Annotated in this window: 1 protein-coding gene; it reads left to right on the plus strand. The window is 57.4% G+C overall.

Translation table 11 applies throughout. The annotated features are described in order from the left end of the window. On the plus strand, positions 1 to 784 hold a 784-nt coding region (locus tag BKX98_RS16565; RefSeq protein WP_073708058.1), incomplete at its 5' end, for an IS3 family transposase. Positions 785 to 833: the final 49 nt, after the last annotated feature.

Consider the following 833-nt stretch of genomic DNA (forward strand, 5'->3'; position numbering starts at 1 on the left):
TCTGAGGATCCGCCGTACCGAACTGGTCCACACCGAGTTCGAGGCATCCAACCAGGTCGCTGGCGCCGGCCAATTGGTGGATCTGTTGCTTAACAACCACAACATTCGGATACCGAAATCCACAGTTCTCTCGATCATGAAAGAACTAGGAATCCAGGCCAAACGAATGAGCGCCTTCAAAACCACGACGGTGCGTGACCACCAAGCGCGAACAGCGCATATCAAGAACCACATGGTCGATAAGATCGGCCGGCGGGACTTCCGCTCGTCCCGGCCTGGGGCGAAACTGGTCGGTGACATCACCTATCTGCGCACCGGTGAGGGATGGCTGTACCTGGCCACGGTGATCGACTTGTATTCACGTCAGATCGTGGGCTGGTCAATGGGCGAGAACATGCAAACTCAGCTGGTCATTGATGCGATGGAGCTTGCCGCGTCGCGAGGCTTCATCCAGCCTGGCAGCGTGTTCCACAGCGACCGGGGCACGCAATACACCTCCGACGCGTTCCAGGCATGGTGCGCTGCCCACCGCGTGCGGCAGTCCATGGGCCGCACCGGGGTGCGCTGGGACAATTCTGTCGCCGAGTCCGCCTTCTCGACGATCAAGAACGAAATGTATCATCACCGGGCTTTCACTAGCAGGGTGGTAGCGCGTACCGCGGCGATGGAGTTCATCGAGGTTTGGTACAACCGGAGGCGACCGCATACAGCTAATGGAGGGGTCAGCCCTCAGGCTGTTCTGGACTCGTATCAGGAAAGGAATTCTCTAGCTCTAGTGGCTTGAGGATATTGGAAATGATCAAAGATCGTGTCTCAGAAACTTGACCAGCTCA

Source organism: Glutamicibacter sp. 0426 (assembly GCF_001906485.1).
GTDB lineage: Bacteria > Actinomycetota > Actinomycetes > Actinomycetales > Micrococcaceae > Glutamicibacter > Glutamicibacter nicotianae.